Origin of the sequence: Natrinema hispanicum, from assembly GCF_004217335.1 — an archaeon.
Taxonomy (GTDB): domain Archaea; phylum Halobacteriota; class Halobacteria; order Halobacteriales; family Natrialbaceae; genus Natrinema; species Natrinema hispanicum.
In genome coordinates, this window is sequence record NZ_SHMP01000003.1 from 1012453 (window position 1) to 1037923 (window position 25471).

Genomic DNA, 25471 nt, shown 5'->3' on the forward strand with positions numbered 1-25471 from the left:
AAAAAAGCTACCCGTCTGCCGGCGCGCAACGGCGATGAACGGTCGCCGTCGATTCGATGTGGAAGCGTGTCCGACGCAACCAGTCGATTGAATGAGAAATATTGCGAGGACGGTCGCTATCGCCTGCGGCCGACGGCGAGCCAGACACCCATTCCGAACACCGTGACTGCGATCGCGCCGACCACGGCTGTCATTCCGAAGCCGGCGGTCGCTTCGGGCGCGGCACCGGCGTCGACGTTCGACAGCGCTGCCACCGATGGGGCGCGGACGATCGTCGCCGTCGTCCCGTTTCGCTCGAAATAGTACGCGCCCGAGTAGCCGCCATCGTCGATTACAAACGTGTTTTGACGGGCGGTGACGGGCTCGGCACCGTGGTTCTCGAGCAGTTCTCGATACCCCTCGAGGAACTCGCCGGTATCCTCGGTCGACTGCCACTCCGTTCGCCAGACGTAGCCAGCCTTGCCCGCCGCGGCGGTGGGGTCGGTCGCGTTGTCGATTTCGTCGGTGGTGTAGATAACCAGTTTGTCGCCGGCCCAGCCGTCGGTGACGGTGTGATCGTAGTTGAACCCACGCCCGCCGCCCATGACGTCGAGATCGGTCCCGTCGAGCACCGACGGTTGCTCCTGAGTCATCGCGTCAGCGGCGAACATCGCCACCATCCCTGCTTCGCCGATAGTGTCGTTTGCCACTGCACCATCGACGGTGAGCTGTCGCCAGCCATCGCTCGAGCGGTCGGGGACCGAGACGGTGGCCGGCTCGCGCTCGGAGCCGGGGTGGATGACTGCCGACGTGGTCGCCGGCGGCTCGTCGTAGGCCGCGTTGACTGCCGACCAGCCCTCGCCTTGCTGGCGCAGGTAGTCGACGTAGTCTGGCCCGTCGCTGTAGGGCTGGTAGATAGCGAAGTAGATGCCCCAATTGACGTCGAATTGGCCGGATCCCCGGTCGCTACGGGGTGTAAGACAGTCCCACGTGACACCACAGCGCCGCTCGTATTCGCGTTCGACCCAGCTCGCATCGCCTTCGATCAACCCTTTCGTCGCTAGGGTCGCGTCCTGTGTCGAGCCGTTGAGCTCCGAGAGGTTGAACCGCTGGTCTTGCAGGACATGGACGAGCTCGTGGCCGAGCGTGAGTTCGTCCAACGCCGGTGTTTCGGGATTTTCGGAGACGATCACGATCTCGTCAGTCTCGGGATCGTAGTAGCCCTTGACGGCACCGCCGTACACTGTCTTGGTCGCGTTGACCGCAGTCGTGTCCCGGCCGACGATAAACAACGCTTCGTAGCCGATGTTCTGTTCTACCCGCTCGGCTGTCGTATAGTTCTCGAAGCGCTCGTCGTTGGTCTGCCGGTAGGTTTCGCGGGAGACGACGTCGACGGCGACTCCCTCTTTGAACGTTTGGTCCCGCAGTACCTCGACGCGGGCCATCGCTCGGTAGACGATAGGCTCGAGGTCGTCATCGTCGACGACTGCGTCCGACTGGTTGTCGACTGGGAGATCGTCGTCGTACCAGTAGCCTTCGACGTAGCCGACGGTGTTCTCGGTCGATGGGTTCTCGGGACGGTCGTCCGGTGGGGCGACCGCGGCGGTCGTGGCCGTGGTCGATTCCAGACGAGGGATCGGTTCGGCTCGATCGACAGTGGCGGCAGTCGTCCCGCTGGAAGCTGCGGTCGTGCTGGCTGCGAGGACCGGGCCAGCGAGGCCGCTTGTCACCAGCGCTCCGGCGAGGATCAGGACGAGGAGGGCGACGGACGTGCGGGGGCGCGTCGATGGCATCTGACGTGACTAGTGACCCATTTGAATAGAAGTGCAAAAAGCACGACGGTCAGACCGCCACTCACTCGGCGTCGGTCGACGCGGCCCGCCGGCCAAGCAGGACGCTTAGAACCGCAGCCACGAGGCCGGCCAGCAGGGCGAGCCCTCGCCGATGCATCGACGCCTGCAGCTGGTAACTCCGGTCACGCGCCCGATCGTCGAACGGGCCGTGTGCACCGAAGTCGCTCGATACCGGTTCGTGAAGATTGTGCGCTCGATCGGGATCGATCGGCTCGTCGGTCTGCTGGGAGTCGTAGCCACCGCGTGCGAGATAGGTGTCGAGCCGCCGCGGCATGATTCGGTTGCCGAGAATCGCTTTCACTGTCGATCGGCCGACCCAGAACTCGTCTTTGTCGTGATCGACAGCCCATCGGATCGCACGCGCGGCGACTTCCGGCTGATAGATCGGCGGCACCGGCTGTGGTTCCTTCGACATCCGGCTTTTCGACCACTCGAACTGCGGAGTGTTCATCGCAGGCATCTGCACCATCGATAGCTGGACGTCACAGTCGTCGTGGATGAGCTCCGTTCGAACCGATTCAGTAAACCCCTGAATCGCGTGTTTCGCGCCGCAGTAGGCCGATTGCAGGGGAATGCCCCGATACGCCAGCGCCGAGCCAACCTGGACGATCGTGCCCTCGTCGCGGGGGCGCATCCGCTCGAGTGCAGCCTGCGTCCCATAGACGTACCCCAGATACGTGACCTCGGTGACGCGGCGGTAGTCGTCGGCAGACATCTCCGCGGCCGGCGAGAACACCGAGACCATCGCGTTGTTCACCCAGACATCGATCGGGCCGAACGCATCCTCGACAGTTTCGGCCGCATCTGCAACCGCGCCGGGATCGGCAACGTCCGTCGGGACGACGACTGCCTCGCCGCCGGCTTGTTCGACATCCTCGCGTGCGGCCTCGAGGCCGTCTTCACCGCGTGCGAGCAAGCCGACTTTCGCGCCGCGGTCGGCGAACGTGCGAGCGGTAGCTCGTCCGACGCCGGCCGATGCGCCTGTGACGACGACGACTTCGGAGTCTGTTGCGTCTGACATGGTTAGCTACTGAGGGGGTTCAGTCGATCGACCGTCTCGAGGGTGGCATACTGCTCCCAGCCGCCGTAACGGTCCTCGAACGAGCCGCGGGGGACGCTGAGCAACACCACGAGCCCACCGGCGACGACGGCGTTGATCGCGGCGAGCGTCGGGACACCAGTGGCCAGCCACGGGGCGACGGCGATCCAGGCGGCCAGCGGAACGTTCAGGAATCGGATCGCGCGGGCGGGCTCTGCAGTCGCGATCACGGTAAAGGAGACAACCAGCGAGCCGACCAGGTGGCTGCTGTCGGCCATGAAGCCGGTCGTCCCGAAAACGGTCGGCGAGAGCATGAGCCACGCGCCGAGTGCCATCGCGGCCAGCAGCGTCCACGGGATCGAGACGCCCCAGAACGGCTCGCCGATCGGTGAGTCGCCGATCGGTCGCTCCGAGGCTTCGTCGACGCCGGACTCGTCTTCGGTGATCGTCCCGCCCATCCAGAAGGCGGTCCAGAGGCTATCGCCCCGGCGCGTCAGCCGGACGAGGTACTGGCCCATCGCGACGACCTCGTCGACCGTCAGCGAAATCATCCACAGCATGCCGAAGGCCGAGAGAAGACAGAGGGTACACCACGTCCCGACCATGATCGGCTGCATGATCACCAATAGCACCTGGATGAAGCCGAGCGGGATCACGACGACGCCGAAGAACGCGACCATCCACGGCATCGTCCGCCAGCGCCGCCGGTCGCCCATGAAGCCCATCAGCGCCTCGACCGAGTAAGCCACCGCGCCGAGGCCGGCGTCGGAGACGGGGAACGCCTTCGACACCTTCGACGTGAGGATCTGCTCGGAGCCCGATCCGTAGATCGGATCCCAGACGCTACCGATGTAGCCCAGTTGGAAGGCGGCCATGTACCACGAGGCGACGAAGCCGAAGATCCCGAGCGCGATCAGCGGCGCACGCTGTGTGCCCGTCGAGGGGTTGTACGACCAGCCCGGCGGAACGGCCGGCCCATCCATCTCCGAGCGCATCACGATCAGGACCGAGAACGTGATCACCATGATGCCGACGAGGCCGCTGTTCGCGTAGGCCGCTGCCGTCGGTGCCCAAAAGGCGATCGGCGCGAACACCAGCCACAGGCCGACGAAGCCGTTGGCGTAGTTCGCGTAGCCACTCTCGCGGACGATGGTGAGTCCGGCGAGCGCGACGAGGACGAGCCCGCTCACCACGCTGTTCCAGAACACCAGCGCGCTCTCGTAGCCGAGTGCCGGCGCGGTCGCGATGAGCCAGATCCCAAGCGAGACGACGGCGTACTGGGGCCAGATCTCTTTCGTCGGGTGCGCGAGCATCATCTCGCCCGGCCGCATCGAGTCGCCGTCCTGTCCGTCGGCCTCGTCTCGGTTTCTGTCGCCGCCGTCGGCCCGCAAGCGGCGCTTACGCGCGTCGGTCGTGTCAGCGGTCCGTTCGTCGGTCGAGTCGTGGGTGCGATCGTCACTCATTGTCTCTCACTCCGTGTCGGTCGGTCGGCGGATGATCTCCGCGCTCGAGTCGAGGGCTGTGAGCGACTCGTCGCGGCCGAGCGGTGCCGGTGTGTCCGGCGATGGGGCGCTCGAGCCGGCTGTATCGGCCAGCGAGAGTGCGCCGTTGATGAGTCCGATGTGGCTGTACGCCTGTGGGTAGTTCCCGCGCTGGTCGCCGGTTTCGGGATCGACCGCCTCGGCCAGCAGTCCGAGCGGACTGGCGTACTCGAGGATCGCCTCGAAGCGCGCTGTCGCCTCGTCGGTTCGCCCCGCGAGTGCGAGTGCGGTGACGAGCCACAGCGAGGTGACGACGAACGGGCTGTCGGTGCCCGACAGGCCGTCGTCACCCTCATAGCGCCGGACGAGGCCGTCGTCGGTCGCCAACCGGTCGATCGTCGCGTCGATTGTCCCTTGCACGCGGTCGTCATCAGGTGGGAGGAAGCCGACGACCGGAACGAGCAGGTTCGCCGAATCGAGCGTGTCCTCGTCGCCGAACGTCCGGACGAAGCTGTTCGCACGGTCGCTGACTCCGCGCTTGAGGATCGCCGCTCGAACGTCCGCGCGACACGTCCGCCAGCGCTCGAGGGGCGCGTCGATGCCGTCGGCGGCTTCGGCCAGCTTGATTCCGCGGTCCAGTGCGGTCCAGCACATGACCTTCGAGTAGACGAACTGCTCTGGATCGCTTCGGACCTCCCAGATGCCCGCGTCAGGTTCGTCCCAGCTCGCACAGACGTAGTCGATGAGGTCGCGCATGACTTCCCAGTCGTTGGGTGTCACAGCCTCGCCGTAGCGGATTGCCTCGTAGATCGCGAGGATCAGTTCGCCGTAGACATCGAGCTGGTGCTGATTACGGGCCGCGTTGCCAACGCGGACGGGGGCGGAGCCGCGATAGCCCTCGAGGTGATCGAGGACGCGTTCCTCGAAGTCGCTGCTGCCGTGGAGGCCGTAGACCGGCGGCACCGCGGCAGGATCGTGCTCGCGACAGTGGTCGAGACACAGCTGGAAGTACGACTGTGCCTCTGCGAGATGACCGAGTTCGGCCAGCGCTCGGACGGTGAAGGCCGCGTCGCGGATCCAGTTGTACCGGTAGTCCCAGTTACGGACGCCACCGAGGTCCTCGGGCAGCGATGTGGTCGGAGCCGCACACACTGCGCCACTTTGCCGGTGGATGAGCAGTTTGAGGACGAGCGACGAGCGAACGGCGAGGTCGTGCCACTGGTCACCGACGGGACAGTCCGTCCCGTTGCAGTCGTGGCTCCACTCCCGCCAGTAGTCGACGGTTCGCTGAAGCGTCTCCCGGTGTGCGGCCGGCGCAAGCGGGACTCCCTCGCCGTAGCCGAGCACCAGCCAGCATCGCTCGTCGGCCTCGAGTCTCACCGTCGCGCTCGCTGCGTGGCCGCCGGCCGACGGCTCGATCGGAAGGTCGCTCGAGAGGACTGCCCGACCGCTGTCGCCGGTCGCAACCACGCCATCCCCTGTCGACTCGACTTCGGGAATCTCTCGCGCGTAGTCGAACCGGGGTTCGAATCGTATCTCGAGTTCGAGCGGCCCGTCTGCACACTCGAGTCGCCGGTAGACGGCAGGCGGCGGGTCGTCCGACTCGGTCGCCTCCGCAACGGGCATGAAGTCCGTCACCGTCGCTTCCCCGCTGGCGGCCCGGAACGTCGTCTCGAGGACGTTCGTCCGGTCGCGATACCGCTGGACGGAGTCGAACGATCCCGTTGGCCGGACGGCAAAGTGGCCGCCGCGGTCGGCATCGAGCAGCGCGGCGAAGACACTCGGCGACTCGACGTGTGGGAGTGGACACCAGTCGATCGAACCGTCGCGACCGACGAGGGCGACCGTGTTTCCGTCGCCGATCACGCCGTACTCAGCGAGGCGGTTGTATTGCATGCTCACATCTCGTTGGTCAGTTCGCGCACGGACCGTGCCGAGTCACGAATAACCGTTCCAGCGCGTTCCCTATTCGGCAGTCACATGAAAGGGCGGCTCGTGGTCGCGACGGATGCGCTGTGGCTCACGCGAGAACGACGAACCCGCGGTCCTGCACCGAAGCGGACACGAACGTTTTCACGGCTCCGCCCGTACGACCGCCTAGCTATGCGCCTCGAGCCAGACCGCACGGCAGTGGTGGTCGTCGACATGCAAAACGGGTTCTGTCATCCCGAAGGATCGCTGTACGCGCCGGGCAGCGAGACCGTCATCGAGCCGATCGCAAACCTAGTCGAGCGCGCCCGCGAGGCCGGCGTCCAGATCATCTTCACCCGCGACGTCCACCCACCGGAACAGTTCGACGACGCCCACTACTACGACGAGTTCGAGCAGTGGGGCGAACACGTCCTCGAGGGTACCTGGGAAGCCGAAATCGTCGACGAACTCCCCGTCATGGAGGACGATCACATCATCGAGAAACACACCTACGACGCATTCTACAACACCGAACTCGAGGGGTGGTTGAAGGCCCGCGACATCCACGATCTGGTGATCTGTGGCACCCTCGCGAACGTCTGCGTGCTCCATACCGGCGGCAGCGCGGGAGTGCGGGACTTCCGGCCGATTCTGGTCGAAGACTGTATCGGCGCGCTCGAGGACGAGCACCACGAGTACGCCTTAGAGCACGCCGACTGGCTGTTCGGCGAGGTCGAGCAGAGCGCCGACCTCGAATTCGCCTAAGTGCGACAGCCGTCCCACCGGCTTTTTCGTCGCCGCCGATCCAACGTGCGGTATGAACGGCTTGCAGCTACGTCGTGCGCCCTCGACGATCCAGGTGTGGACGGACGGTGACGGTCGATGAACCAACAACAGTTGCGACCACTCTATCTGCTCGGCATTGCGGCCAGTGCGTACGCGCTCTGGTATTTTGTCACGGCAGGCTCGAATCTGTATGCGATCGTGTCCGGGCTCGTGACGGTCGTGCTTGTGTTCCGGCTTCGAAAACTGATTGCTGGCTCCTGAGACGGGGCTGTAAGCCCGCTCTTACTGTGAGCGGAAGACCCGGTATGCGCCTTGTCCGATGGCGACGACTTTCGTCTCCCCGTCGGGCGTCGTACTTTCGACGGTGACCTCGCTGACACCGACGCTGCTACCGACTCGGATCACGTCTGCAGTCGCGACGAGATCGCCCGTTGCCGGGCGCAGATAGTTGACGTTCAGGTTGATCGTCGCGATTTTCGTCTCGAATGGATCGTCCATCGCCGTCCGAAGCGAGAGCCCACCGACGGTGTCGATGAGCGTCGCCGCGACGCCACCATGGAGGTCCGCCCGCTCGTCGGGGTCGGCGGTTGGCCGCGTGTTCGTCAGCTTCTCGTCGTAGGGAATCGACATCGTCATCGTCCCATCGCCGACGTTGTCGACGCTCGTATCGAGCCACGCGAGGAACTCGTGGTCTTCCTCGAGAGAATACTGGAGCAGACTCTCGAGGTCGTCGAACTCGTCGAACACGTCCGCCGGTGGCGTCTCCTCGGTCATAGCCTCTCGTCTGTGAGCGACGGTCTTGATGGCTACGTTTCTCGATGTCTCCCTTCGTCTCGGTCGCTCGAGCGAACCCGCACCCGAACTCGCTCGCCGACCGTAAACGACCGCTCGGGGCAGATCAGTTTCGCGCCGAAGTCGCCGTCGCGCGCACAGAACAGCGACAATCCGGTGATCGGCTCGTCGTTTGCCATCACGGTCACGTCGTCCCACGTGATCGTGCGGCCGTCGGCGACGCCGAGTCGATCGCCGTTGAGCGCGACCACGGGGTCGGTATCGTCGTCACGCTCGAGCACCCCGCCGCCCTCGTAGTGTGGCAGCCCGCCATCCAAGACGCCGCCCCCGTCGGCGCGCACGCCGGCGAAACCAGCGCCGGGATCGGGGTGTGCGGGTGCATCGAGCACGGCGTAGGTGTCGCCGGTCGAGACGACCCGGCCGGTGCCGTCCCACGCGAGCGGCCGGACTGAGACCCCAAGTTCGAGCGGGAGCGACCCCGACGCTCGATAGGGGTTCTGCTCGGGGCCGCGGACGCCGACGTGAAGGTGGTTGTCGACCCAGGGGGCGAAAAAGCCCGCCCGGACGAGTCGGCCGAGCGATTCCCCTCGTTCGACACCGTCGCCGGCCGCGACCGACGGCTCGACGTGGAGAATTCTGACCGTCAGTCCCGCGAGCGGGCTGGCGGCCGCGGGCTCGAGCAGGATCAGGTGGTCGTGCTCGGGCGCGTAGGGTTTCGGCGGTGCGCGGACGGTGCGGGTCTCGCGGACGGTGCCAGCAACTGGGCTCGGCGCGACGGTCGTCCGCCCGTCGACCAGCGTCCCGGGATAGAGATCGATCGCACAGCCGCCGTCGTGGGCGGGATACGGCGAGTTATACAGCGAGAAGCGCTCGTACTGCGCCAGCACGGGTTCAGGGAGCGTGACGGCCATCGGATATGAACGCTCGGCGGCGGGAGCGTTTAGACCCACCGGGTCTAACGGCAGCTATGCGCGTGTTCCGCGGCCGGGCAGGGTCGATTTCGACGGATCGCGACGTGAGTCGGCAGTTGCTTTCAGTCGCCGCCGACGGCGATCCCGCCGTCCGCGTCTGGGTTCCCCATCGGCAGGTCGCATTTGGTCGCCGAGACGCCCGTCTCGATGGGTACGACCGCGCCCGCGCAGCCGCCGACGAATGTGGGTTCCCGCCGATTGAGCGCGATGTCGGCGGCCGTGCGGTGGCCTACGACGGCGCGACGACGCTGGCGTTTGCTCGTGCCGAGCCGGTTACGGACGGCAGAACTGGGACGACCGAGCGATACGAGCGCGCCACGGCTGCCCTCGAGCAGGCGCTTCAGAACCTCGGCCTCGAGCCGAGCCACGGCGAGCCCGACGACTCGTTCTGTCCCGGCACGCACTCGCTTTCCGTCAATACGCGCGCGGACGGGCGAGAGCGCAAGGTCGTCGGCATCGCCCAGCGCGTTCGCAGTGACGCTGCCCTCGTCGCCGGAATCGTGCTGGTGGCCAATCGTGGCGATCTCGCGGCCGTGCTCGGGGCGGTCTACGACGCGCTCGACGTGGCGCTCGAACCGGCGTCAGTGGGGAGCATCGCGGCCGCGGGCGGGCCGTCCGATCCCGAGCCCGTTCGCGCGGCGATCGAGGACGCGCTGGTCGGCGACGCGACAGCCGTTTCGATCGAGTCGCTATGAGAGACTGAGATACTATTTTTTCGCTTCGCGGTGTCTGACTCGCATATGACGAGCCGATCACGACCGGAGGGAGCGCAATGACGACGGACGAGTCAGCCGATGACAGGCCGGACCTGACCGAATCCCTGTGGAACGAGCTCCTCGAAGATACACGAGCGGTCGCAGACGAGTACCGCGAGGACGGCTGGGACGTCGTCGTCCTCGAGCCGACTGACATCGCGCCGGTCGACAGCAAGGAGCGAGTCGGCCTCGATGTGACGGTTAGCGCCGACGAGTACGACGTCGTTGGGGGACTCATCGAGGGCGGGAACGTGACGATCACCGCAGCGGACGTGTACTATCGACCGCTCGCCGAGGCGGAGATCGACCAGCGGGTCGCTCTCGCAGTCGAGCGCGACGACGACAGCGAGACGGCGATTTTCGTCCCGCTTGCCTACGACATCACGGCTGTTCGCCCCGTCTTCGAAACGGCGCTGCTCGAGGAACAACTGCTGGTGCACGTCATGGCCGATCCGGACGACGGCTGGGTCAGCTTCTCCCACGACGATCCGTCGCTGTTTCTCGAGGAGTCGGACGTTCGGGCCTGGGATGAAGAGTAATACTCACTCCCCGGTTCGAAACGACAGATCGAGCGACGGCGCGGAGTGGGTCAGCGACCCCATCGAGATCACGTCGACGCCGGTCGCGGCGTAGTCGGGCACGTCCGCGAGGGTGATGCCGCCGCTGGCTTCGGCCAGCACGCTCTCGTAGTCTGTGAGTTCGTCGACGGCCGCTTCCGTCTGTTCGGGCGTCATGTTGTCGAGCAAAACGATGTCCGCACCCGCATCGGCCGCCCGCGGGGCGTCGGCGACGGTTTCAACCTCGACTTCGACGTTCGTCGCGAACGACGTTCGCTCCTGGAAGCGTTCGACGGCGTCCTCGAGTCCCAGCTCAGCGATGTGGTTGTCCTTGACCATCACCATGTGGGAGAGATCGAGCCGGTGGGTGTCACCGCCGCCCGCGACGACCGCGCGCTTCTCGATGCCGCGTAGGCCGGGCGTGGTCTTTCTGGTCGCGGCAATCGCGACGTCGTCGGACTCGTCTCTGGCCGCGTCGACCGTCTCGCGGGTCCGCGTCGCGATCCCCGAGGCATGCCCCGCGATATTGACGGCGACGCGCTCGCCGCGCAGCACCTCGCGGGCACCCCCGACGACCCGGAGCAGTTCGTCACCGGGGTCGACCGCGGTGCCGTCCTCGAGCCGATCGGTCACAGGCACGTCGAGGTACTCGAAGACGGCTGCCGCGGCCTTGAGGCCAGCGGCGACGCCCGACTCCTTCGCGACGAGCCGGCCGACCGTCTCGCCGGGAACCTGATTGGTCACGTCGTGGTGGCCGATGTCCTCGCGGAGCCACTGCTCGATCTGTGTGTCGGTGATCATCTCAATCGTCTGCCGGCGGTTCGGCCATCGATTCGCCGGCGTCCGCCGCGACGTAGTGGCAGCCGATGGACTCCGTATTTTCGCCGGCCGCACGCGCGATCAACAGCGCAGTGACGCTGGCGTTGCGCAGTTCGTAGAGTTCGCGCGCCGTGCGCGTGCGAATGTAGGCGTCGACCTCGCCTTTCAGCCGCCGGAGGACGGCACTCGCGCGGGCGATCTCGTCGGGGTCGCGCTCGAGGCCCAGATACTCGTCCATTGTCTGCTGGAGGCGCGTGAACTTCTCGGCGGCAAAGCGTGCGGGCAGGTCGGGATCCCGATTCAAGAGTTCGGGAGCCTCGACAATGTCGGGATCGAACCCAGTTGCATCGTCGCCCGCACGTAGGCCCCAAACGAGGCCCTCGAGCAGACTCGTACTCGCCAGCCGATTCGCGCCGTGGACGCCGGTGCGGGCACACTCGCCGACGGCGTAGAGCCGATCGAGCGAGGTGCGACCGCGGTCGTCGACATCGATGCCGCCACACAGGAAGTGTTCGGACGGCGCGACCGGAATTTCGTCGCCCTCGATACCGCGGTCGCGACACTTCTCGGCGATGGCAGGGTAGTCGGCCTCGAACTCGAGTGGGCTGACGTCGAGGACGACCTCGCCGGTTGCCTCGCGTTCGGCCTCGACTGCGCGGGCGACGACATCGCGTGGTGCGAGGTCGCCCTGCGAATGGTAGTCGTCCATGAATCGCTCGCCATCGCCGTTGCGGAGGATGGCCCCCTCACCGCGCAGCGCTTCGGAGAGCAGGAACGGGTCTTCGCCGTCGTAGGCAGTCGGATGGAACTGGATGTATTCCATGTCCGTGACATCCGCGCCCGCGAGCGCGGCCATGGCGATGCCGTCGCCGGTGGCGTCGTCGGGGTTGGTCGACCGGCTGTAGAGCGCACCGATCCCGCCGGTTGCGAGGACGGTCGCGCCGGCATAGATCGGTTTGCCGGTCGGTTCTTCGTCAGAGACCACGCCGTGGACGCGCCCCTCGGCGGTGATCAACTCGAGCGCTGCGGTGTCCTGGCGCACCTCGATGCGCTCGTGATTGTCGACGTGCTGCAGGAACGGCCGGAGGATGTGCGTGCCGGTCGCGGCGTCGACGTGAAGGATACGGAACTCCGAATGGGCGGCCTCGCGCGTATAGTCAAGGTCGCCGTCGGCGGTCTCGTCGAAGTCGATCTCGAGCGTGTCGATGAGCACGTCCTCGACGGCGTCGTCGGCGTGGTTGACAAGGGTATCGACAGCCGCGGGATCGGCGGTGCCGTCGCTGGCCGCAATGATGTCTTCCTTGAGGCTCTCGGGATCGTTACGCGTTGTCGAGATACCGCCCTGTGCCCAGTCGGTACTGGCGTCGGCGGGTTTCGTCGCTTTCGTCAGCAAGAGCACGTCCGCGCCCTCTCGTGCGGCTGACAAGGCGGCCGCACAGCCCGCGATACCGCTGCCGACGACGAGCACGTCGGTCGTCTCACCGTCTGTCGTCGTCGCCGTGCTGGTGGTGGTTTCAGTCATCTTAGATCTCGAGCATCCGATCGAGTGCGACGCCCGCGAGTTCTTTCTCCTCGGGGGCGACCTCGATCACGTTGTGTTCGCGGCCGCAAGCGAGTTCCTCGAGCACCCAGGTCAGATAGTTGGGGTCGATCTGTCGCATGGCATTACAATCCATGCAGGCGTCGCCACACAGCGGGACGACGTTCACGTCGGGATGCCAGCGCTGGAGGTGGTTCGTGAGGTGGACCTCGGTGCCGATCGCCCAGGTGTCGCCGGGATCAGCGTTCTCGATCGTCTCACAGATCGTCGCCGTCGAGCCGGCCTTGTCGGCGGCTTCGACGACTTCGCGGCGACACTCGGGGTGGACGATGACCTTTGCGTCGGGGTTGTCTTCGCGAACCTGTTCAATGTGTTCGACCCGGAATCGCTCGTGGACCTGACAGTAGCCGTCCCAGAGGATGATGTCGCGTTCCGCCACTTCGGCGGTGTCTTTGCCCTCCGGATCCCAGGGGTCCCACTGGGCGATTTCGTCTTCCATGCCGAGTCGGTGGGCAGTGTTCTCACCGAGGTGTTTGTCGGGCAAGAATAGCACCTTATCACCCTTGTTGAAGGCATATTCGAACGCTTTGTGGGCGTTCGAAGAGGTACAGACGAGCCCGCCTTGGCTCGCACAGAAGGCCTTCAGATCGGCGTAGGAGTTCATGTACGTGATCGGGATGATGTCGGCGTCGGGCGCGGCGGCGGTGATCTCGGCCCACGCGCTGTCGACCTGCAGCGCCTCGGCCATGCCCGCCATCGGACACGACGCCTCCATGCTCGGGAGGATCACCGACTGGTCGTCGTCCGTGATGATGTCAGCACTCTCTGCCATGAACGTCACGCCGCCGAAGATCACGTACTCCGCGTCGGCCTCGGCGGCTTGCTTCGAGAGCTGGTAGGAGTCACCGATGAAGTCCGCGTGCTCGACGATCTCCCGTCGCTGGTAGTTGTGGCCCAAAATGACGACGTCGTCGCCGAGTTCGGCGAGCGCCGCCTCGATGCGTTCTGTCCGCTCGTTTTCTTCGAGGTCGCGGTATCGTGGCGGGAGTTGTTCGAGATTGTCGTATTTGAACAAACTGAGATCGGTTTCGAACTCCGCCGTTTCCATATTGGCCATTTCACGTCACCTATGGGTACTCCCACATCACACGCGAGTATTGAATAACTTTTTCCTTCGAAAATAGAATTCGAGGGAATACCATCCGTGAATACAGCGACCGATAGTCGATAGCGCGGTATTTGGCCCGCTGGGCGTCGTCCTCGAGAAGATGACTGCCGAGAGTGGCGACGACGAGCGAGCCGATCTGTGCCCGTTCTGTTTTCGACCCGAAGCGATACGACCGGACAAACGTCAGTGAATACTCGATCGCGTCTCGACGGCTGTCGCCGTCGGCGACAGCGTCGTGGGTGCGATCAAGGGATGAACCGTTTTGTCCGGCAGTATAACAGGACCGATATGAGCCGCCAGTGAGATCGAGGACCGGCGGCTATTCAAGTCCGGCTTGCCTACGGAATCGTATGGAGGACGTTACCGACGCTGGAATCTACGCGCGGGAATCGCCCTATCTCGACCGGTACGTGCAAGTGGGAGCTGCCAGCGGGCGAGTCCTCAGCGTCTCGTTTCCGGACGTGCCCGACGCCGATGCCGAGGCGGACCACCCTGTTCTCGATCAGATCTTCGAGTACTTAGACGGCCTCGAGCCAGTCAGCTTCGATGACGTACAGGTCGCGATGACTATGCCGACCGACCAGCGGGCTGTTCTCGAGAGCGTTCGGGAGATCCCCTACGGCGATCAGGTTTCCGTCGAGACGCTCGCCCGGATGACATCGGGGCTTGATCACGAAGCCGACGACGACATCATTCTCGTTCGGACCGCACTCGACGAGAATCCAGCACCGATTCTCATCCCAGACCATCGCGTCCGTGACGGCCCGAGTGCTGCGCCGCCGGACGTCGAGCAGAAGCTGCGGTCGCTCGAGGAACTGTAATACGGTCTGCCACCACTGGTTCCCGGCGCACCCGCATGACTGGACGGGTCGCGGGTGCGCCGGAACTGACTAGAAGGAGTTCGTATATACGACCGGACAAACGTCAGTGAATACTCGATCGCGTCTCGACGGCTGTCGGCGTCGGCGACAGCGTCGTGGGTGCGATCGAGGGATGAACCGTTTTGTCCAGCAGTATAACTGAAGACCTCCCTTTCGAAATTCGGTCGCTGTTCTTCCGGCATTGATCCGCTCCGGCCCGATTTCACTTTCACTTTCGGGCTACCTTTTAACCATGGTCCCCGTGAACACGATGACATGAGCCAAGCGACGCTCGGCGACGACGAGGAACTGTTCGGAGAAGCGGCCACCGAGATGCGTGCGGACGTCGAGTCCTCGCTCGCGGACGCCTGGGGAGCACTCCCTGATGCCGACGACGTCTGGGAGACCGATGCCGACAACGTGTTGGGCGTGCTCAACGGCCTCAACTCGGCGCTCGAGGTCGGCGACGCCGAGGCCCACCTCCGCGATGCGAAAAAGTGGTTCACCATGGGCCAGCGTGCCGACGCCTTCGACGACGCCGACGACCTCAAGGCAGAAATCGCCGACCTGGAAGCAGCAATAGCGGATCTCTCACGGGCGAGCGAGCAGGTCGGCGACCTCACGTCGACGATTCCGGCGCTTCGCGGCACGCTCGAAGATGCCGGACTCGCAGACGACGCAGCTGACGATGACGCTGACGATGGCGCGGCCGACGACGCGGACGAAGCCGAGGAGTAACCGATTCCGTTCGACCGACGGTCCGAATCGTCCCGTCTCTCGGCCGACCCGCCGTCCGATCCTTACCGGTGGTCGGGCCGCGAGACGTCACGCTCGGCGACCGTCTCGAGCAGCCGAGCCAGCGAGTCGGCCGCTAACTCGAGCAGCGTTTCCCCGCGTTGGGCGTCGCCGTCGGCCGGATCGCCGACGACACCGTTTTCCGCAAACTCCGCCGAGTCGTAGGCCAGATTGACGTGACTCGTCCAGTCGCCCCAGCCGTCGGCCGCGTCGGCACGGGCCTCCTCGATCCGATCCTCTCGGACCAGCTCCGGCTTACAGTGGCGAAGCAATGCCGTCTCTAAGGGGCCACCGTGGCCCATGTCGCCGCTGTGTTCGCCGACGGCCTCGAACCAGGTGAAGGGGACCACGTAGGCGTCGCCGGCTCGCGTGAGCCGGCCACCGACCTCTCGGAGGGCATCGACGTTGCCGCCGTGGCCGTTGACGATGACGACGCGGTCGAAGCCGTGGTGGGCGAGGCTTTCGACGGCCTCGCCGACGTAGTCCCGGAAGGTGTCTTCGGAGACCCACATCGTCCCGGGGAACTGGCGGTGTTCCGCGGCGATCCCGACTGGAATCGCCGGTGTGCGCACGACCTCGCGATCGGTGCGTTCGATTCCCGCGTCGGCGACCGCCTCCGCGGTCAGGACGTCCGTCCCGAGAGGCGCGTGTGGGCCGTGTTGTTCCGTGCTCCCCACGGGAACGACGGCGAGATCGGTCTCGAGGTCTCGAACGTCTGTCCACGTCGACGCTGTGAGATCCATGCACGAGTATACTATCGGCTGTACGTCAGTATGGCGGTTCGCCGGCTCTCATGGCGAGCGCAGGCCCAATCCGTTTTCGGCCCCGTCGCGTTCCGTCACCTATGTCCGACAAGAGCCGCGAGCGCGGCGTCGAACTCGGCGATTTGCGGGGCAAGCTCCATGACGAGACGTATCCAATCAGCCTGCGACGAGTTACTCGAGGACTACGGCGACGAAGAAATCCAACTGAGCGATACCACGACGACACTCGAGGAGGTCATCGGATCGCTTGGCGAAGATGAGTTCCAAGACTACAGCGAGGTCGAGGGAGCGGTCATGAACATGGTCGGCGACGAGGCTATCGGTCGGAAAAACTACAGCGACCGCACGCCGCCCGCAATGGGCGAGAAGCGGCAAGATGAGGGTGCACCGGACACTGATGGGTACAGCGAGCAGGAGTCATTCTAGATGCCGCATCGCCCCAATCCCATCGCGTCAGACGATGGCTGTCGGCCGACACTCTTAGTCGTCGTCACCGATTTCGGTCCGTGCCTGCCGGCGCTGTGCGCGTTCGATGAACTCCTGGGGAAGTTCGTCGATCTCGCCGGCTTGCACACCCCAAAGATGTGAGTAGAGCCCGTCGTTCCTGAGCAACTCCTCGTGTGTCCCGCGCTCGACGATCTCACCGCCCTCGAGGACGAGAATCCCGTCTGCGTCCTTGATCGTCGAGAGTCGGTGTGCGATAGCGAACGTGGTTCGATCCTCCGCGAGCTCGTCGATCGACCGCTGGATGAGCATCTCGGTCTCGGTGTCGACGTCGCTGGTCGCCTCGTCTAACACGAGGATCGCGGGATCTCTGAGGATCGCACGGGCGATCGAGAGTCGCTGGCGCTGGCCACCTGAGAGCTTGACGCCGCGTTCGCCGACCTCCGTATCGTAGCCGTCGGGCAGGTTCTGGATGAACTCGTGGGCTTCGGCCATCTTCGCGGCCTCGATCACGTCCTCGCGGTCGGCGTCGAAGGTGCCATATTTGATGTTCTCTGCGACGCTGCCATAGAAGAGGAAGGTGTCCTGACTGACATAGCCGATCGATTCGCGAAGACTCCGGAGGGTAACGTCCTGGATGTTCTGGCCGTCGATCTGGATCTTACCCTCGTCGACGTCGTACATTCGCAAGAGGAGCTTGAGGACCGTCGACTTGCCGGCACCGGTCGGCCCGACCAGCGCGAGCGTTTCCCCACCCTCGACAGTAAAGTCGATGTTCTCGAGGATCGGCTCTGTCGACTCCGACGTCTGGGTCTCGCGATCTTCGTAGCTAAACGACACCTCGTCGTACTCGACGCGGCCGTCGGTCACGGTGAGGTCGGGCGCGTCGGGCTCTTCGTCGACCCGGTTCGGTTCGTCCATCAACCCGAAGATGCGCGCACTCGAAGCGCGAGCGCGCTGATACATATTGATTATCTGTCCAAATTGCGCCATTGGCCAGATAAACCGCTGCGTATAGAGAATGAAGACGACGAACATCCCGGTACTGAGCTCACCCGAGAACGGTCCCGGCGGGCCCGAGATGACCCAGAGACCGCCGACGAGGAAGGTGACAACGAAGCCGATCCCCGCGAGCACGCGCAGTCCGGGGAAGAACTTGATCCGCGTCCGGATCGCCCCCCAGTTGGCGTCGAAGTACTCCTGAGAGACATCCTCGACACGGTCGGATTCGTATGACTCGGTCGTGCTGGATTTGATCACCTGAATCCCACCGAGGTTGTTCTCGAGCCGTGAGTTGACCGTCCCGACGGTCGAGCGCACCTCGGCGTACTTCGGCTGGATGGTCTTGATGAACAGGTACGTAAAGACGGCGATCAGCGGCACCGGCAGCAAGGCAACCAGTGCGAGCTGCCAGTTGATCGCCAGCAGTAAGCCGCCGATACCCACCACCATCACGAGCAGCCGAAACAGGGAGTTCATCCCATCATTGAGGAATTTCTCGAGGCGGTTGACGTCGTTCGAGAGGATCGACATCATCTCGCCGGTCTGCTTGTCGGCGAAAAAGCCCATGTCCAGCCGTTGCATCTCGTCGTAGGTGTCGGTCCGAATGTCGTGTTGGACGTTCTGGGCGAACGTGTTGAACCCCCAGTTTCGGGTCCAGTGGAAGATCGCCGAACAGAGAAACGCCCCCGCGATGATCCCGATCGTCAGCCAGAACTGGGCGATCCGTCCGCCGGGGACATACGGCTCGATGAGCCCCCCACCCACTGGAAACGCCGCCGCGTACGCGATCTCCTGGCGGATCACGGCGTCGATCGCGATTCCGAGCATCAGCGGTGGCAACAGATCCAGGACTCGAGCGCCGACGCTCGCGATCACGCCGACGACCGCAGCCCCGACGTAGTTCACACCGTACTCGAGGAACAGCCGCTTCATCGGGTTCTCGACCTCGGCCCGTTGGTCCTCGAATGGATCGTCCTCGTCTCCGTCGGGGCGATTCATTGCACGGGGCTCAGGGATCGCCAGCAATAAGAATTGCCGACCGATCGACCCAGATCCGGCGTCGGCGGCTGTGGGTCACGCTCGTTCTCGCTGTGGCTTACGCGCTGTCACCGCCACCGAGGCTTGTGATGGTCGTCTGATTCGACTCGAGATCGATGTCGACCTCGTCGCCGACCTCGATTCCGGTCTCGTTCGTGTAGCCGCGTGGCACTTCAAGCACCCATTTCCCGCGACCGGAGTACTCGAGATCGTTGCCGTCTTCGTTCGGGCCGGGCGCGCGGGCGTGGTGAATCGTCGTGATCTCGCCGTCCGCGCCGATAAAGATGATATCGATGTCGAAATCCATCTCGCGCATCACGTATGTCAGGTCTTGCTCGCTTCCGTAGATGAACAACATACCATTACCCGGCTCGAGCGAGTCGTGGTTGCTCAGCCCGGTGTAGCGTTCCCGGGAGTCGTCTGCGACCTCGACGTCGATGACTGCTTTCGGCTCGTCGCTATCGGCATCGTCGGAGACCCTCACCTCTCCGCTGTCGGGCCCCCACGGCGTCGAGACGAGCCCGGCCTGAACGAGAACGACACCGGCTATCGAGAGGACCGCAATCGCGAGCAATCCCTTGCCTACGCGCCCGATTGTCATACCCGATAGCTGTACGGCCAGAGAGTAAAGGTTATTCGGACGGACCTACTCGTCTCGGATGCGGGCTCGTGGTCTAGCTGGTCATGACGCGGCCTTTACAAGGCCGAGGTCGGTGGTTCGAACCCGCCCGAGCCCACTTCCTGCTGCGAGCAACTTCGCGAGCAGCAGGTGTGTGATGCGAGCGGCGGTTCGAACGAGAGAAGACGGAGCGAACGAAGTGAGTGACCGTCTTCACGTGGTTCGAACCCGCCCGAGTCCATCGAGCGAATGCGAGAGCGACCGTCTTCGCGTAGCTCGAACCCGCTCGAGCCCAGTTCTGGGGACCGACAGTGGGTCACGGAACGGTCTCCGAGGACACGTTCTCTAGCGCACGTCACGAACAGAAGTTCACTACACCGCCGATCTCGCAGGAGTCCCCTCGAGTACCCGATTCGACCAGGGCTGCTCGTCGTCAGTGTTTGAGCCGCGCAACGTTTTCTCGAATCTGGCCGAGGAGGCCGTCTCCCGATCTGGGCTGGAGAGCCGAATGCAGCGTCGAGTTTTCCGGTTCGTCCTCGACGACGATCCGGAGATACGGCTCGAGTTGCTCGAAATTATCCGCGAGGACGACAGTGTGATTGTCTTCGTTGTGTTCGACGACACCCGCGTCGTCCAGCTTCGGGACGTGACACTGGACCGATGAGACGTAGACGCTTTTGTACTCGTTTTTCGCCACCTCCTCCGGTGGCACGTCGTGTTCCCAGCCGGCGACCGTCTCGGCCAGCGTCGACAGCTCGATGGGGTCGTCCTGTCCACGGAGCGCATAGAGGAGGTACCGTCGCCGTCGGTTCGCCAGTAACTCGAGGATTGTGTCGGCATCGAGTTCGGTGGGCTCTTGACTCGAGGTAAGGGGTTCCATAACATGGTATTACCTCCCGGTGCGGAAAAGGGTGTCTTGAATATCCGATAATCTAACAGACGAACGGTAATCTTACATAGACCTCCGCGTATTGTCTCCGTTACTGGTTTTTCAGTACCATACTCAATATATCACACCCCGCTGCAGTCTCCTGTAAGCAGCGTGGAACAACGATCGCGATTCGAAATCCTTTTTTATATCATGGACAGAGATTGAGGCAGGCCGCCTTAGCTCAGACTGGGAGAGCACTCGACTGAAGATCGAGCTGTCCCCGGTTCAAATCCGGGAGGCGGCATTTTCCTGCGAACGATGTGAGCAGTGAAAATGCTCCCGAGTGGATTCTGAACCCTGGAAGTCACAGCCCGCGCAGCGAAGCGAGCAGGAATGTCTTCCTTCGGTTCAAATCCGGGAGGCGGCATACTTTTGCGGCGAGCATGTTCGTGAGCCGTAAATATGAAGCCCGACTGTGATTTTTGAACCCATTTTTCTGCGAGCCAGTGAAGGAGCAGAGTGAGCATTTCTGGGCGGAGGTCATCCGGAAGACGGTATCCCGATTTTACGTAATTCTCGCTCGAGACGCGATTGCTCGGCAGATGCTGTCAACCTGAAACGTACGCTCGTAGGGTGTTGCCGATCGACGTCGCGGTCCCGTTTACAGGCGATGGCCGCAATGCCGTAGGGACGTCACAGCGGTTCGAGACAGTTTCGGCAGTACGTAAACGCGGGATCGTTTTCCACACCGCACTGCTGACACGAGAGTCGCTTGCGGTCTCCAGTGGCGTCGTCGGACGCCGTTGGCTCTGCTACCGTCGCCTCCGCCTCGAGATCGTTGTGCCGTCGCTCGGACTGTCGCTCGAGGCCGTCCCGATAGATCCCTTTGAGCACCGGGATACTGATCCCGATCGCAGCGAGTAAGAGGCCGATGACCACTGCAGCGTAGATCTGTTCGGGAGTGGTCACAGAGCTACTACGGTCGCGGGCTGTTTAGTGCTGTCCACTGGTTGGAGCGCCGAACAGTGCCGGATCTGGCAAACCCCTCGCAACCGCCAACGACTTTCCCGTTACGTCTCGGTACCCAACCTGTGAGCCACAACTCGATCACAAACGAGAGCGAGACGTTCGAGATTGGCGAAACGACTGTCCACCGACTCGGCTTCGGTGCGATGCGACTCTGTGGCGAGAATATCATCGGCGCGCCCGACGACGAGGCGGCTGCACGCGAGGTAGTCGAGCACGCCGTCGACTGCGGTGTCGACTTTATCGACACGGCCGACTCCTACGGCCCGGCCGTCAGCGAGCGGTTGATCGGCGAGGCGATCGGCGATCCTGACGACGTGGTCGTCGCGACCAAGGCAGGCCTGCTACGCAACGATGCGGGCGACTGGATCCCCCACGGCGATCCGGACTACATTCGCAATCAGGTACTCACCTCACTCGACCGGTTGCGGACCGACACCATCGACCTCTACCAGTTTCACAAGCCCGACGACGACACGCCCTTCGAGGACTCCATCGCGGCGTTCGCAGAACTCAAAGACGACGGCTTCGTCGACGAACTTGGCGTCAGCAACGTCTCGGCCGAACTCCTCGACCGCGCTCGCGAGCAGGTCGAGATTGCGACCGTCCAGAACCGGTACAACCTGCACGACCGCGGGAGCCGCGAGGTCCTCGAAATCTGTGCCGACGAGGGCATCGGCTTCATCCCGTGGGCACCGATCGACGGCGACGATCTGGCCGCACACGGCAACCTCCTCGACGAGATCGCCGCGGCCCACGACGCGACGCGCCGGCAGGTCGCGCTGGCGTGGCTGCTCGAGCGTGCCGATGTCATGCTCCCGATTCCGGGCACGTCCACCCGCGACCATCTCGAGTCGAACGTTGCTGCCTCACGCCTGTCGCTGTCCGACGCGGAGGTACAGCGACTGACCGAGGCTGCAGAGTGAGTGTCTGCGACTGTCGGTACGTCTCATTCGCCGACGTAGATCGTCTGCAGCCGCGAGCCACAGGACGGACAGCACAGTGTCTGCCATTTCATCGGATCCAGCCCGCCCATCGTCTTCGTTCGGCGCGTCTCGTCGAACGGGACCGTTTCACCACAGGACTGGCAGTCGAAGGGATCGTCCGTCTTGGTCATCGCCAGAGATAGCGCGTGCACACGTATGGGTGATACTGTCTGGAGTCGGTGGGTTACATCCGGTTACATGGCTCGAAGAGCAGTACGCAACAGAAAGTCCGGGTGCGAGAATCGAATCACGTCGAGACGTGCTCACTTCGCTGCACGCGACTCGTCTCGTTCGATCTCGCCTTCCGGGTTTGTCACTCCTCACTTCGTTCGTCGGAAAAAGTCCGGGTGCGAGAATCGAACCCGCGTCTCAGCCTCCACAAGGCTGAAGGATAACCACTACCCCAACCCGGACGCGCTTACATCATATCCTACACGCGGTTGGCCTGAAATACGTTACGACTCGAGGATCGGGGTGTGCGACTCCATACCGCGCGATTTCGATCACACTACGCGCGACCGAGACGTTTTTCGGCACACGGCCGGTACCACCGGTAACGCGTGGCCATCACCGACAAGATCTACATCAAGAACCACCGTCAGCTCAGCTCCCAGCTCGAGACGAACATCCCCAAGGGAGCGTTCAAGGGTGCAACGCTCGATATGCTCTTTCAGGGCGAGGGCCTCGAGAAACTCGACGACGCGACCCGTGATCGCGTCCTCGATTTCACGCAGGACTTTCTCGACTGTGATTGTGACAACAACCCCTACTGTGGCTGCCCGGAGCGGAAGTTTATCCAGTACCTGCTCGAGTTGCGTGCCCAGGGGCTCGGGCCGGATGCGATCGTCGACGTGATGACCGACGACTACATGGTGTATGCCTATCCAGGCGACGTGCTTTCGTTTCTCGATAACGCCGTCCGCACCCTCGAGGCTGCGGAGGGCCTTGCCCGCGTCGACGGCGCAGACGAGGCCCGCGACGAGATCCAGCAGGCAAAGCGGGACCTCGCGCGCTGAGTCATCGCGCTCACATCTGAGCCGCTGAAACTGCAACTGAGCGCAAGGTTGACCTGTTCGGCCGGTGATCGGTCACTATGATCGATCGGGAGGGACGCGTCGTCTTTGGCTCGTTTCTGGCGTTCGTCCTCCTTGTCGCGTGCTCGGTCGTCGTCGAGCGCCAGACTGGGATCGCGCTCCGCGAGAGGCCACTGGTGTCTTTCCTCCTGGTCGGCGGCGTTGCCATTGCCCTGCCGCAGCTGTATCTTGCGTATACAGAGACAGGGACACGTTCGCGGACGCGACTCCGATTTGCGGCTGTTACCACTGCTGTGTTCGCGGTCGCGTTCGCTGACGACGCAGCGGGCGTGCGCTATCTGCTGCTTGCGACGATCGGCACCGGCACGCTGCTTGGACTGCTCTGTTATGAGGCGCTTTCGGGATATCGTGCCGTCAGCGACGATGTCTCGTTTGACCTCCAGAATCGGTGAGCCTCGAGTCAGGAGAATCAGCAACTGTTAGGGTAGCCGACCGTCTCGACCCATCCATGACAGATCCCGAGGAACTCGCCGAGCGGGTGCGCGACGGCGACGTTCGCATTCACGAACTCGAGGACCATGCCGACTACGACACCGCGGCCGAGGCACGCCGGCTGCTCGTCGAACGCGAGACGGGGGCCGATCTCGAGGCCGTCGGCGACTACTCGTTCCCCGCCGAACAGGCGGAGCCGAACATCGAGAACATGATCGGTGCGGCACAGGTGCCGATGGGCGTCGTCGGCCCAGTCCCCGTCCACGGGGGTGCAGCCGACGGTGACCACTACCTGCCGCTGGCGACGACCGAAGGCGCGTTGCTGGCGTCGGTCAACCGCGGGCTCGCCGTGATCCGCGCGGCCGGCGGCGCAGATGCGCGGGTGACGAAAAACGGGATGACTCGCGCACCGGTCTTCCGGGTCGACGGCGTCGCCGAGGCCGCAGAAACCGTCGAATGGGTCGAGGACAACCTCAAGACGCTCCGTGAGACCGCCGAGTCGACGACGAGCCATGGCGAACTGCTCGACGTCGAACCCTACGTCGTCGGCGATTCCGTCTATCTGCGCTTTGCCTACGACACCAAGGACGCGATGGGAATGAACATGGCGACGATCGCCACCGGCGAGGCCTGCGAGGTCGTCGAGGCCGAAACGCCCGCCTCGCTGGTCGCGCTCTCGGGCAACCTCTGTTCGGACAAGAAACCCGCCGCGATCAACGCCGTCGAGGGTCGGGGCCGCTCCGTGACCGCTGACGTCGTGATCCCCGGCGAACTCGTCGAGGACCGGCTTCACACGACCGCCGACGCCATCGCCGAGGCCAACACCCGCAAGAACCTGATCGGCAGCGCCAAAGCGGGCAGTCTGGGTTTCAACGCCCACGCCGCCAACGTCGTCGGCGCAGCCTTCCTCGCGACCGGCCAGGACGAGGCCCAGGTCGTCGAAGGCGCGAATACCATCACCACGATGGACACCCGCGAACGCGAGGACGGCACCATCGACCTCTATGCCAGCGTCTCGCTTGCCTCTCTCGAGGTCGGTACCGTCGGCGGCGGCACGAAACTGCCGACTCAGGCCGAAGCGCTCGATGTTCTCGGGCTTCGGGGTGGCGGCGATCCGCCGGGCTCGAACGCCGACGCGCTCGCCGAGATCATCGCCGTCGGCGCGCTCGCGGGCGAACTCTCCCTCCTTGGCGCACTGTCGTCGCGACACCTCGCGAGCGCACACGAGGATCTGGGTCGGTAGGCACCCGTCCCGGATTCCCTCTCACTCCGTTAGAGTAACCGATATTGGCCGCGACTCTCGCTGACGACGCCACGCCGCGTGAGTTTCTCGAGCGCCTCCCGGACGTACTCGGCCGACACACCCCGCTCGCCCGCGTACGCGATAATTTCGTCTTCGGTCGGCTGCTCGAGCGCTTCGAGTGCCCCCGTTACGATTTCCTGTTTGCTGCCGCTCCGACTCGGCCCGCGCGGATCACGATCGCCGGCCGCCTCGATTTCGTCGGCGTCGAGGCCGGCCTCCTCGAGATATTCCGTCTCGTCGACGACGCCGTCGGCGACGTCGGCCTCGAGTTCGGCAAAGGAATCCAGTTTGGCAAAGGCTTCGCCCTCACCCTGGCGGTTTGCGAGCATGGATGCGCGCACGTCGCGGGCGTGGGCGGCGTCGTCGGTCTCGACGAACTTCTTGCGCTTTTCGTAGGCCTTGCGTGCGCCACAGCGGGGACACTGGCTCGTCTCCGATCGGCCCTCGATGATCCAGAGGTTCGAACACTCGCTACAGCCGACGACGGCGTACATAGCTGGCAGTGGGCCGTCCCGGCAGTTCAATCTTCGGCAACCGAAGCGGAAGTGAAACGCGGCCAGCCGGTGGGGATTTTAGGCGGTTGCCA

Annotated in this window: 26 protein-coding genes, 3 tRNA genes and 1 pseudogene; 13 read left to right on the forward strand and 17 right to left on the reverse strand. The window is 64.1% G+C overall.

Annotated features, from left to right (window positions below):
- Positions 1-116 precede the first annotated feature (116 nt).
- The 4 genes from BDK88_RS05830 to BDK88_RS05845 form a co-directional block, all read right to left on the reverse strand.
- Positions 117-1772 carry an Hvo_1808 family surface protein gene (locus BDK88_RS05830; protein ID WP_130499563.1) on the reverse strand — a complete coding sequence of 552 codons (1656 nt, stop codon included), beginning with the start codon at positions 1770-1772 and terminating at the stop codon, positions 117-119.
- Between the two features lie 61 nt (positions 1773-1833).
- Positions 1834-2853, reverse strand: coding sequence for an SDR family oxidoreductase (locus tag BDK88_RS05835; protein WP_130499564.1), 1020 nt, complete (start codon positions 2851-2853; stop codon positions 1834-1836).
- A gap of 2 nt (positions 2854-2855) precedes the next feature.
- The gene (locus tag BDK88_RS05840; protein WP_130499565.1) at positions 2856-4334 is read right to left on the reverse strand and encodes a vitamin K epoxide reductase family protein; all 1479 of its coding nucleotides are present in this window, start codon (positions 4332-4334) and stop codon (positions 2856-2858) included.
- Between the two features lie 6 nt (positions 4335-4340).
- Positions 4341-6248: a glycoside hydrolase family 15 protein gene (locus BDK88_RS05845; protein ID WP_130499566.1), complete on the reverse strand. Its 1908-nt coding sequence runs from the start codon at positions 6246-6248 to the stop codon at positions 4341-4343.
- A 207-nt stretch (positions 6249-6455) separates the two neighbouring features.
- Here BDK88_RS05845 and BDK88_RS05850 point away from each other — a divergent pair, with 207 nt between their 5' ends.
- Positions 6456-7028 (forward strand): cysteine hydrolase family protein, encoded by a 573-nt coding sequence (locus BDK88_RS05850; protein WP_130499567.1) that lies wholly within the window; start codon positions 6456-6458, stop codon positions 7026-7028.
- 117 nt (positions 7029-7145) lie between these two features.
- Complete coding sequence (locus tag BDK88_RS21070) at positions 7146-7310, forward strand: hypothetical protein (protein WP_165396912.1); 165 nt, start codon at positions 7146-7148, stop codon at positions 7308-7310.
- A gap of 21 nt (positions 7311-7331) precedes the next feature.
- Here BDK88_RS21070 and BDK88_RS05855 read toward each other — a convergent pair whose 3' ends face one another.
- Together BDK88_RS05855 and BDK88_RS05860 are read right to left on the reverse strand one after the other, a co-directional pair.
- Positions 7332-7823, reverse strand: a complete 492-nt coding sequence (locus tag BDK88_RS05855) for a PaaI family thioesterase (RefSeq protein WP_008008874.1) — start codon at positions 7821-7823, stop codon at positions 7332-7334.
- A gap of 32 nt (positions 7824-7855) precedes the next feature.
- Positions 7856-8752 carry a hypothetical protein gene (locus BDK88_RS05860; protein WP_130499568.1) on the reverse strand — a complete coding sequence of 299 codons (897 nt, stop codon included), beginning with the start codon at positions 8750-8752 and terminating at the stop codon, positions 7856-7858.
- 56 nt (positions 8753-8808) lie between these two features.
- Here BDK88_RS05860 and BDK88_RS05865 point away from each other — a divergent pair, with 56 nt between their 5' ends.
- Both BDK88_RS05865 and BDK88_RS05870 read left to right on the forward strand, forming a co-directional pair.
- A complete protein-coding gene (locus BDK88_RS05865; RefSeq protein WP_130499569.1) occupies positions 8809-9507 on the forward strand; it encodes a lipoate--protein ligase family protein in 699 nt (232 codons plus the stop codon).
- Between the two features lie 77 nt (positions 9508-9584).
- Entirely contained in the window at positions 9585-10106 is a 522-nt protein-coding gene (locus tag BDK88_RS05870) for a DUF7529 family protein (RefSeq protein WP_130499570.1), read from the forward strand.
- Positions 10107-10109: 3 nt separating this feature from the next.
- On the opposite strand, the gene nadC is transcribed toward BDK88_RS05870, so the two are convergent.
- The 3 genes from nadC to nadA are packed head-to-tail and all read right to left on the reverse strand — an operon-like array spanning position 10110 to position 13600.
- Entirely contained in the window at positions 10110-10925 is an 816-nt protein-coding gene (gene nadC, locus BDK88_RS05875) for a carboxylating nicotinate-nucleotide diphosphorylase (RefSeq protein WP_130499571.1), read from the reverse strand.
- A 1-nt stretch (position 10926) separates the two neighbouring features.
- Positions 10927-12465, reverse strand: a complete 1539-nt coding sequence (locus BDK88_RS05880; RefSeq protein ID WP_130499572.1) for an L-aspartate oxidase — start codon at positions 12463-12465, stop codon at positions 10927-10929.
- Between the two features lies 1 nt (position 12466).
- Positions 12467-13600, reverse strand: a complete 1134-nt coding sequence (gene nadA, locus BDK88_RS05885; RefSeq protein WP_130499573.1) for a quinolinate synthase NadA — start codon at positions 13598-13600, stop codon at positions 12467-12469.
- Positions 13601-14001: 401 nt separating this feature from the next.
- Here nadA and BDK88_RS05890 point away from each other — a divergent pair, with 401 nt between their 5' ends.
- A complete protein-coding gene (locus BDK88_RS05890; protein ID WP_130499574.1) occupies positions 14002-14472 on the forward strand; it encodes an MGMT family protein in 471 nt (156 codons plus the stop codon).
- Between the two features lie 315 nt (positions 14473-14787).
- Positions 14788-15249 carry a DUF5790 family protein gene (locus tag BDK88_RS05895; protein WP_130499575.1) on the forward strand — a complete coding sequence of 154 codons (462 nt, stop codon included), beginning with the start codon at positions 14788-14790 and terminating at the stop codon, positions 15247-15249.
- A 62-nt stretch (positions 15250-15311) separates the two neighbouring features.
- Here BDK88_RS05895 and BDK88_RS05900 read toward each other — a convergent pair whose 3' ends face one another.
- A complete protein-coding gene (locus tag BDK88_RS05900) occupies positions 15312-16049 on the reverse strand; it encodes a creatininase family protein (protein WP_130499576.1) in 738 nt (245 codons plus the stop codon).
- A 101-nt stretch (positions 16050-16150) separates the two neighbouring features.
- Here BDK88_RS05900 and BDK88_RS05905 point away from each other — a divergent pair.
- Positions 16151-16496: pseudogene (locus BDK88_RS05905) on the forward strand (DUF5789 family protein).
- Between the two features lie 54 nt (positions 16497-16550).
- Here the strand turns inward: BDK88_RS05905 and BDK88_RS05910 are convergent.
- Both BDK88_RS05910 and BDK88_RS05915 read right to left on the reverse strand, forming a co-directional pair.
- Entirely contained in the window at positions 16551-18515 is a 1965-nt protein-coding gene (locus BDK88_RS05910; protein ID WP_130499577.1) for an ABC transporter ATP-binding protein, read from the reverse strand.
- A gap of 97 nt (positions 18516-18612) precedes the next feature.
- Positions 18613-19155, reverse strand: coding sequence for a DUF192 domain-containing protein (locus BDK88_RS05915; protein WP_130499578.1), 543 nt, complete (start codon positions 19153-19155; stop codon positions 18613-18615).
- A gap of 62 nt (positions 19156-19217) precedes the next feature.
- Here BDK88_RS05915 and BDK88_RS05920 point away from each other — a divergent pair.
- Positions 19218-19291, forward strand: a tRNA-Val gene (locus tag BDK88_RS05920).
- Between the two features lie 315 nt (positions 19292-19606).
- Here BDK88_RS05920 and BDK88_RS05925 read toward each other — a convergent pair.
- Positions 19607-20053: a DUF7344 domain-containing protein gene (locus tag BDK88_RS05925; RefSeq protein WP_130499579.1), complete on the reverse strand. Its 447-nt coding sequence runs from the start codon at positions 20051-20053 to the stop codon at positions 19607-19609.
- Positions 20054-20274: 221 nt separating this feature from the next.
- Here BDK88_RS05925 and BDK88_RS05930 point away from each other — a divergent pair.
- Positions 20275-20348: transfer RNA gene (locus BDK88_RS05930), tRNA-Phe, on the forward strand.
- Positions 20349-20737: 389 nt separating this feature from the next.
- Here BDK88_RS05930 and BDK88_RS05935 read toward each other — a convergent pair.
- Complete coding sequence (locus BDK88_RS05935) at positions 20738-21013, reverse strand: DUF7577 domain-containing protein (protein ID WP_130499580.1); 276 nt, start codon at positions 21011-21013, stop codon at positions 20738-20740.
- 122 nt (positions 21014-21135) lie between these two features.
- Between BDK88_RS05935 and BDK88_RS05940 the strand changes: the two genes are divergently transcribed.
- Positions 21136-21996, forward strand: a complete 861-nt coding sequence (locus BDK88_RS05940) for an aldo/keto reductase (RefSeq protein ID WP_130499581.1) — start codon at positions 21136-21138, stop codon at positions 21994-21996.
- Positions 21997-22019: 23 nt separating this feature from the next.
- Here the strand turns inward: BDK88_RS05940 and BDK88_RS21075 are convergent, their stop codons facing one another.
- Positions 22020-22187, reverse strand: a complete 168-nt coding sequence (locus BDK88_RS21075) for a hypothetical protein (protein ID WP_165396913.1) — start codon at positions 22185-22187, stop codon at positions 22020-22022.
- Positions 22188-22397: 210 nt separating this feature from the next.
- A tRNA-His gene (locus tag BDK88_RS05945) sits at positions 22398-22469 on the reverse strand.
- Between the two features lie 147 nt (positions 22470-22616).
- Here BDK88_RS05945 and BDK88_RS05950 point away from each other — a divergent pair.
- From BDK88_RS05950 to hmgA, 3 genes are all read left to right on the forward strand, one after another.
- Positions 22617-23072 carry a DUF5814 domain-containing protein gene (locus tag BDK88_RS05950; RefSeq protein WP_092932592.1) on the forward strand — a complete coding sequence of 152 codons (456 nt, stop codon included), beginning with the start codon at positions 22617-22619 and terminating at the stop codon, positions 23070-23072.
- A gap of 77 nt (positions 23073-23149) precedes the next feature.
- The gene (locus BDK88_RS05955; protein ID WP_130499582.1) at positions 23150-23542 is read left to right on the forward strand and encodes a hypothetical protein; all 393 of its coding nucleotides are present in this window, start codon (positions 23150-23152) and stop codon (positions 23540-23542) included.
- 56 nt (positions 23543-23598) lie between these two features.
- Positions 23599-24825, forward strand: coding sequence for a hydroxymethylglutaryl-CoA reductase (NADPH) (gene hmgA, locus BDK88_RS05960; RefSeq protein WP_130499583.1), 1227 nt, complete (start codon positions 23599-23601; stop codon positions 24823-24825).
- Positions 24826-24854: 29 nt separating this feature from the next.
- On the opposite strand, the gene BDK88_RS05965 is transcribed toward hmgA, so the two are convergent.
- Positions 24855-25379, reverse strand: coding sequence for a DUF5817 domain-containing protein (locus BDK88_RS05965; protein ID WP_130499584.1), 525 nt, complete (start codon positions 25377-25379; stop codon positions 24855-24857).
- Positions 25380-25471 lie beyond the last annotated feature (92 nt).

Coding starts and splice junctions, on each gene's coding strand:
- BDK88_RS05860 (WP_130499568.1), bottom strand. CDS start 8,752: ATGGCCGTCACGCTCCCTGAACCCGTGCTGGCGCAGTACGAGCGCTTC.
- BDK88_RS05835 (WP_130499564.1), bottom strand. CDS start 2,853: ATGTCAGACGCAACAGACTCCGAAGTCGTCGTCGTCACAGGCGCATCG.
- BDK88_RS05915 (WP_130499578.1), bottom strand. CDS start 19,155: ATGACAATCGGGCGCGTAGGCAAGGGATTGCTCGCGATTGCGGTCCTC.
- nadA (WP_130499573.1), bottom strand. CDS start 13,600: ATGGCCAATATGGAAACGGCGGAGTTCGAAACCGATCTCAGTTTGTTC.
- hmgA (WP_130499583.1), top strand. CDS start 23,599: ATGACAGATCCCGAGGAACTCGCCGAGCGGGTGCGCGACGGCGACGTT.
- BDK88_RS05900 (WP_130499576.1), bottom strand. CDS start 16,049: ATGGATCTCACAGCGTCGACGTGGACAGACGTTCGAGACCTCGAGACC.
- BDK88_RS05890 (WP_130499574.1), top strand. CDS start 14,002: ATGGAGGACGTTACCGACGCTGGAATCTACGCGCGGGAATCGCCCTAT.
- BDK88_RS05840 (WP_130499565.1), bottom strand. CDS start 4,334: ATGAGTGACGATCGCACCCACGACTCGACCGACGAACGGACCGCTGAC.
- BDK88_RS05830 (WP_130499563.1), bottom strand. CDS start 1,772: ATGCCATCGACGCGCCCCCGCACGTCCGTCGCCCTCCTCGTCCTGATC.
- BDK88_RS05870 (WP_130499570.1), top strand. CDS start 9,585: ATGACGACGGACGAGTCAGCCGATGACAGGCCGGACCTGACCGAATCC.
- BDK88_RS05880 (WP_130499572.1), bottom strand. CDS start 12,465: ATGACTGAAACCACCACCAGCACGGCGACGACGACAGACGGTGAGACG.
- nadC (WP_130499571.1), bottom strand. CDS start 10,925: ATGATCACCGACACACAGATCGAGCAGTGGCTCCGCGAGGACATCGGC.
- BDK88_RS21075 (WP_165396913.1), bottom strand. CDS start 22,187: ATGACCAAGACGGACGATCCCTTCGACTGCCAGTCCTGTGGTGAAACG.
- BDK88_RS21070 (WP_165396912.1), top strand. CDS start 7,146: ATGAACCAACAACAGTTGCGACCACTCTATCTGCTCGGCATTGCGGCC.
- BDK88_RS05850 (WP_130499567.1), top strand. CDS start 6,456: ATGCGCCTCGAGCCAGACCGCACGGCAGTGGTGGTCGTCGACATGCAA.
- BDK88_RS05845 (WP_130499566.1), bottom strand. CDS start 6,248: ATGCAATACAACCGCCTCGCTGAGTACGGCGTGATCGGCGACGGAAAC.
- BDK88_RS05925 (WP_130499579.1), bottom strand. CDS start 20,053: ATGGAACCCCTTACCTCGAGTCAAGAGCCCACCGAACTCGATGCCGAC.
- BDK88_RS05855 (WP_008008874.1), bottom strand. CDS start 7,823: ATGACCGAGGAGACGCCACCGGCGGACGTGTTCGACGAGTTCGACGAC.
- BDK88_RS05910 (WP_130499577.1), bottom strand. CDS start 18,515: ATGAATCGCCCCGACGGAGACGAGGACGATCCATTCGAGGACCAACGG.
- BDK88_RS05895 (WP_130499575.1), top strand. CDS start 14,788: ATGAGCCAAGCGACGCTCGGCGACGACGAGGAACTGTTCGGAGAAGCG.
- BDK88_RS05965 (WP_130499584.1), bottom strand. CDS start 25,379: ATGTACGCCGTCGTCGGCTGTAGCGAGTGTTCGAACCTCTGGATCATC.
- BDK88_RS05955 (WP_130499582.1), top strand. CDS start 23,150: ATGATCGATCGGGAGGGACGCGTCGTCTTTGGCTCGTTTCTGGCGTTC.
- BDK88_RS05865 (WP_130499569.1), top strand. CDS start 8,809: ATGCGCGTGTTCCGCGGCCGGGCAGGGTCGATTTCGACGGATCGCGAC.